Origin of the sequence: Secundilactobacillus malefermentans DSM 5705 = KCTC 3548 (assembly GCF_001436395.1) — a bacterium.
Taxonomy (GTDB): domain Bacteria; phylum Bacillota; class Bacilli; order Lactobacillales; family Lactobacillaceae; genus Secundilactobacillus; species Secundilactobacillus malefermentans.
In genome coordinates, this window is sequence record NZ_AZGJ01000070.1 from 1 (window position 1) to 6,217 (window position 6,217).

General features: G+C 41.8%; 5 protein-coding genes and 1 pseudogene. 4 read left to right on the forward strand and 2 right to left on the reverse strand.

The annotated features are described in order from the left end of the window. Nucleotides 1-166: 166 nt before the first annotated feature. Nucleotides 167-1,381, forward strand: a complete 1,215-nt coding sequence (locus FD44_RS09320; RefSeq protein WP_413052689.1) for an MFS transporter — start codon at nucleotides 167-169, stop codon at nucleotides 1,379-1,381. A gap of 74 nt (nucleotides 1,382-1,455) precedes the next feature. Here FD44_RS09320 and FD44_RS09325 read toward each other — a convergent pair whose 3' ends face one another. Together FD44_RS09325 and FD44_RS09330 are read right to left on the reverse strand one after the other, a co-directional pair. Further along, complete coding sequence (locus FD44_RS09325) at nucleotides 1,456-3,639, reverse strand: heavy metal translocating P-type ATPase (RefSeq protein ID WP_010620847.1); 2,184 nt, start codon at nucleotides 3,637-3,639, stop codon at nucleotides 1,456-1,458. Between the two features lie 250 nt (nucleotides 3,640-3,889). Then, complete coding sequence (locus tag FD44_RS09330; RefSeq protein WP_002816262.1) at nucleotides 3,890-4,321, reverse strand: CopY/TcrY family copper transport repressor; 432 nt, start codon at nucleotides 4,319-4,321, stop codon at nucleotides 3,890-3,892. A 280-nt stretch (nucleotides 4,322-4,601) separates the two neighbouring features. On the opposite strand from FD44_RS09330, the pseudogene FD44_RS10770 reads away from it, so the two are divergent. From FD44_RS10770 to FD44_RS09350, 3 genes and pseudogenes are all read left to right on the forward strand, one after another. Beyond that, nucleotides 4,602-5,391, forward strand: a pseudogene (locus FD44_RS10770) (IS5 family transposase). A gap of 129 nt (nucleotides 5,392-5,520) precedes the next feature. Further along, entirely contained in the window at nucleotides 5,521-5,799 is a 279-nt protein-coding gene (locus tag FD44_RS09345) for a plasmid mobilization protein (protein ID WP_003625288.1), read from the forward strand. Next, complete coding sequence (locus tag FD44_RS09350) at nucleotides 5,789-6,091, forward strand: type II toxin-antitoxin system YafQ family toxin (protein WP_005917927.1); 303 nt, start codon at nucleotides 5,789-5,791, stop codon at nucleotides 6,089-6,091. Before FD44_RS09345 ends, FD44_RS09350 begins: the two co-directional genes overlap by 11 nt. Nucleotides 6,092-6,217 lie beyond the last annotated feature (126 nt).

Here is a 6,217-nt window from a genome sequence, read left to right on the forward strand (position 1 = left end):
AGGTATCGAAAAAATGACGAATAGAAGAAGTCATTTTTATAATATGAGAATAAATAACCCCTAATATCTACATTATAGATATTAGGGGTTATTCTTTCAATGCTTTTTAGGGGCAATTTTATAATTAGTGCTGGTAAAGGATACAGTGCCATTGCCAACGCCGCTTATAGAAGTGGTGAAAAATTATTTGATAATCAAGAAGGCCGCCACTATTTGGTATTTGACCAAGAAAACCGGTTCAGCAACGGTATTGAGCATTGCTACTATTTTAGGAATGCTGCCAATGATGATTCTTAGTCCGTTTGTTGGTCCTATGGTTGATCGGTGGAACAAAAAAGGCCTCCTAATTTTCCCGGACGTTTTTGCTGCCTGTTTCGCTATTATTCTTTCCGTATCCGGAACGGTCTTTCATGTATTTCCACTTTGGCTCATTTTTATTTCATTACTGATGCAGTCTTGTACGCAAACCTTCCAGATGCCAACGATTCAATCGGTAATGCCCACAATGGTGCCAGACAAAGAAATTACCCGTATGAACGGCCAACTGGGAATGGTGCAATCCGCGAATATGATTATTGCCCCAGCACTGGGCGCGTTTTTATTTGCGTTTATCCCCATCGAGTACTTGATTCTGTTAGACGTACTTGGGGCCATCATTGGGATTTGTATTTTAACGTGGGTTCAACAAATTCCTAACAATGAAAAAATTGATCAGCCAATGCATGTGCTCCACAACACCCGCTTGGGGATCAAACAACTTACGAACAACAAGGGCTTGTGGTACATTACGTTGATCGGCGCCGTCTTCACACTAACCTACATGCCTGCTGCCAGCATGTATCCACTCATGACCATGAAATACTTTCAGGGAACCGTTAGTCAGGCTGGCTTAATTGAAGCCATTTATTCAACTGGCATGCTAATCGGCGGCACTATCATTGGCCTCTTTGGTAAGTGGCAGGATCGGATGAAGCCCGTAATCATCGCGTTTTTCCTGGTTGGCATTCCAACCGGTATTAGCGGCATTTTGCCAGGTAACCAAACCGGATTTTTATGGTTCGCAGCTTTAAACATCATTGAAGGAATTGCGACCCCATTTTTTACAACGCTTTTAATGGCAATGATTCAACAAAGTTATCCAGCAGAAGAGTTAGGGCAGATTCTAGGCGTTTTGAATTCTTTGTTGAATCTAGCTGGACCAATTGGCTTAATTTTTGCCGGTCCCCTAGCTGATGTGATTGGCATTGAACGCCTATTTGTGATTGCAGGAATCGGTGCTGCCATTTGCGGGTTGGTCGCGGTGTTAATGCCAATTACCAGGCAATATGACATTAGGCTGCATCAAAAATTGGCGAAATTAACTGAGCAACCAGATAAGTAATTAACATGATGATCATAAAGAGGAGAAAGACCAGACTACCAGCTGATCTTTCTCCTCTTTTTGTCATCACTTAATTACACGTTTTTAATCTTTTCACCAGTCAATCCCATCGCATTAATTGCCACGATAATTGTCGACATCGCCATGACCACAGCACCAACGGCTGGGTCTAGAATGATTCCAATAAATGACAACACACCGGCAGCGAGTGGAATTGCGACAATATTGTAGCCTGCTCCCCACCAGAGATTTTGAACCATTTTCCGATTTGTGATTTTAGCCAAATCAAGAAAATGTAAAATATCGCTGGGTTCTGATTTAACCAACACAACATCAGCGGAATCAATGGCAACATCGGTTCCGGCGCCAATTGCAATTCCAATATCGGCCGCGGCAAGACTTGGTGCGTCATTTACGCCGTCACCAACCATGATGACGTGATTGCCCTTTGCTTGATAATCAGCAATAATCTTTTGTTTATCATCTGGTAATAGGCCTGCATGGAATTCAGTCAATCCCAGTAAGTTAGCAACGTGTTCCGCGGCTTTTGGATTATCGCCAGTGAGCATTACGGGGGTAATTCCTCGCCTCTGAAGACCACTAATTAATTCCTTAGCACCCGCTTTGATGGTGTCGCCTTCAGCAACCATTCCTTGAACTTGGGTGCCCTGCAATAGGAAGCTGACGGAATTACCCTTAGCAGCCCATTTATCAGCAGCGGCCTCGTCAAACCTGATCCCTTGCTTCGTTAAATAGTTACCATTAACAATCGTATAGTCAGTGCCATCAACATTACCGGAAATACCAACGCCCGGAATATTTTGAGACTTTTCAGCCGCAACGACTTCAATGTCCTTCGCTTGGGCTTCAGTAATGATTGCTTGGGCCAGCGGATGAGTCGAATTATTTTCAAGGGCGGCCAGTCGGCTTAATAACGTTGTTTCGTCAATCCCATCATTTGGAATCAATGCATTCACCGTAAATTTACCTTCTGTTAACGTGCCAGTTTTATCCAAGAGAACGTGGCTAACATGTTGACTTGCTTCAATGGCTTGGCGATTTCGAACTAATAGCCCATTTTGAGCGCCAATCGTAGTAGAACGAGAAACCACTAATGGAATCGCTAATCCTAATGCATGCGGGCAAGCAATCACGAAGACGGTCACCATGATCGTCATTGCAGTCGCCAATCCCTGGGGTAACCAGGCAAAGAAAGCAATAATCCCAACACCAAATGCCGCGTAAAATAGATACTTGGCAACTAAATCAGCTTTATCTTCTGCTTTAGATTTAGCTTGCTGGGCATTTTGAACCATTTTCATTACTTGAGAAAGATAGCCGGAGTCACCAGTACCACTAATTTTAACCGTTAGCGTCCCGTTATTGTTAGTTGCACCACCAATGACCTTATCGCCAACGTTCTTGGTAACGGCAGCAGATTCACCGGTTACCAGTGCTTCATTCACGGTCGACTCCCCAGCCGTAATAACACCATCGGCTGGAATACTCTCACCTGAACGCACTTGGAAAGCTTGACCAACTTTTAAATCAGATACTGGCACTTCTTTTGTTTCACCATTATCTGTAACTAGATGGGCCGTCTTAGGCAACAGGGCCGCCATCTTTTGTAAGGCATCCCCAGCCCCCATCAATGCATTCATTTCAATCCAGTGTCCTAGAAGCATAATTAAAATCAGGGTTGCAAGTTCGAACGAAAAATCCATTACATGATTTGCCGGGTTCAAGAAGTTGTTGGCAATAAATGCGTACAAACTGTAGAAATACGAAACGGAAATTCCAAGGGTTACTAGCGTCATCATTTCAGGAGATTTATCCTGAATTTCCGATTTAGCCCCCTTTAAAAATGGCATTCCGCCATAAAAGTAAAGTGCTGTATCAAACAAAACGATGATAATGCCAACAATTAGCGGTGAACTGAAACTAAGGATGGAAACGTTTAAACCCATGATTGGTGCTAACAGTAAAACTGGAATCGCTAAGACAACGGAGACCCAAAATTTAACTTTCAAATTCCCCATATGCATCATTGAGCCACCGTGCATCATCATGTCGGTCCCAGCCATATCCATATCACCGTGATTCATCCCACTCATATTCATAGTTTCGTGATCCATGTTCATTTGACCATGATCCATTTCGGCCATATCGTGATCCATATGACTCATATTTGATTCATTATTTTCCATATTCTTAGCACTCATGTTTTTCATGTTCATATGGTCCTCTTTATTTGCCATGATTATCGACCCCCTAAAAATAAGTGTGCGTAGCAAAGCGGTTAGAAGCCGGAATATAAGTTCCTTGTGTGGAAATCCCCGGGCTCGGGATTTTTCCACCAGGTTCTTATATTTAGGCTTCTGCTTTGCGGAGCACCATGCCACTATATGAATGAGAATTACGACAAAAATTCATAAGTTTCCGCCATCAGAAATCCCAGATTCTGGATTTTTGTGCAGCAATCCTAAAAGTAAACAGAACACCACAGTCTTAACACGTTTGATCACCTGGCAAGCAGTTACACTGAACTTCCTCGGGCGCTGTTTTGGCCTTTTCAGCTAGAATCGCCTGTAAGTTCGCAATATCCGCCCGTGAGAGTTCCCTTGACTGAATAACGCCGGCAATTGTTGAACCAGCCCGCATCGCACACATATGGTCAAACAAATCATCTGCCGCTGCCGCCATTGATTCCTTCTCGCCAACAACCGGCTTATACGTGAATGGTCGACTGCCGCCATGCTGCGCAACCGCCTGTTTTTGAATCAACCTGTGAAGTAGCGTTTTGGTTGTTGAAGCTGACCAGCCTTCTAATTCGTTCATAGCATCGATTAGTTCACGACTAGTCGCATGTCCCATTGTCCAAATTGCTCTCATAACCATCCATTCAGAATCGGTGATGGTTACATTCTTTGCATCCTTCAATTGGCTTCCTCCATTAATTGAATTCTAAGTTTACGTTTGTAGCCTCTTAACACTTATTAGTTTACAACTGTAGTTACAATAATGCAACCTTTCTGCCAGAAAATACCATGACATTAAAAAAACGCCTAGATAATATTCCAGGCGTGGTTTGATACGATATGTTAAATTAATGATCTGGGAATTTTTGGTTTTCTTGTTAGTATGGTGAAATGCCTCTTAGAACCTGTCTAGTATCTGCTGAATCTGGTAGAATTGTGGAAAACCGACTGAGGAGTTTGTCATGCCAGATTATCCAAGCAATATTTCTCGAGCGCAATTTGCGTTAATACAACCTGATTTAGAAAACTTCCGTAAGCATACAAGACCGCGTCGTTATGATCTTTATGACGTATTCAATGCCATCCTTTACTCGCTTACTACAGGGTGTCAATGGCGTGAATTACCGCACGATTTCCCGGAATGGCACACTGTCTACCGCTATTACGATATGTGGCGAGATAAACCAGACCCGACAGCTGATTCGCTATTAGAAAGGCTTTTAAAAAAACTGTTTCTTCCTATCGCTTTGCACAGGGCCGATCGGCCCGAACGTCGTTTGTGATTTTTGATGCTCAAAGTGTTAAAACCACTGATTTAACGAAAAATAGTGGCTACGATGGCGGCAAAAAGATTTCAGGGATTAAGCGTCATATGGCGGTTGATATTAATGGTTTACCACAAGCCATTCTCGTGACATGAGCTAATGTATCAGATCGTTCAGGTGCATTGGCTATGTTTATAGTTTGGCTAGCCAAACTTTAGAGCTGGTTCAGCATGTCATGGTTGATGGTGGCTACACTGGCAATGACTTTGCGGATCAGGTGAAGCTCATTTTGAATGCTAAGACGACGGTAGCTAAACGCAACGAGTTGCATATGTTCACGGTGTTACCGCAACGATGGATCGTTGAACGTTCATGGAGTTGGCTAGACAAATGTCGGCGACTTTGGAAAAACTGTGAACGTGCCCTTAACAGCAGTCTTCAAATGGTTGTATTGGCCTTCCTGAAGATAGTTCTTAAAAGATACTAGACAGGTTCTAAGACAACTTGTTGCATAAGCTGTTAGCTCCTTTACTTTAAAATTAATTTAGTTGCAGAAAACCTAAAAATCGAATATTATAATGTAGTACGATGGTAAACTTAAAGGAGGCGGATTAGAATGAGTAATACTATTATTAAAAACAAGACAATTTCAACTCGTGTAACACCTGACATTAGTGAACGGGCTAAAGCTAATCTAGCAAAACAAGGGCTAACCGTTTCTGAGTATATACGCTTATCGTTAGTTAAAGCGGCCAATAATGAAGTTCGATTAGTCAGCTTTTTAGATTCTCCGGAAGCCTTAGCCGCTAAAAAAGAAGCAGAAACAGGGCAGGTCAAAAACATTGGTTCATTGACTGACTTTGAAGATTGGATCGATAAGTTAGATGCAAATTAAACAGACCAAATCTTTTGAACGTGAATTAAAAAAACTAGTCAAAAAACATTTTCCAATAACTGTCTTGAAGCCTTGTTTAGAAGCAATTGTTGAACAAGATGTACTTGTTTTGAAACAGATTAAAGATCATGCATTAAAAGGAAATTGGCGTGGCTATCGTGAATTTCACCCTGCCAGATATGGAAACTATGGTAAAAATTATGACAACTGGATTGTTATTTATCAGCTAGATCATGATGAATTGATTTTGTTATTGGTTGCAACTGGCTCCCATGAAATCTTGAATCAATAGCTATAGTTTAGGGGCACTTATAAAAGAATAAATTAAAATAGCCCCCAATATCTATAATGTAGATGTTGGGGGCTATTTTAACAACGTTTTTGAGGGGTTATTTGTATATTATAGACCCTATATATT

What these genes read in the sequence shown, in the direction of transcription:
- FD44_RS09325 (WP_010620847.1), bottom strand. Translation starts at nt 3,639, where the DNA reads ATGGCAAATAAAGAGGACCATATGAACATGAAAAACATGAGTGCTAAG.
- FD44_RS09345 (WP_003625288.1), top strand. Translation starts at nt 5,521, where the DNA reads ATGAGTAATACTATTATTAAAAACAAGACAATTTCAACTCGTGTAACA.
- FD44_RS09350 (WP_005917927.1), top strand. Translation starts at nt 5,789, where the DNA reads ATGCAAATTAAACAGACCAAATCTTTTGAACGTGAATTAAAAAAACTA.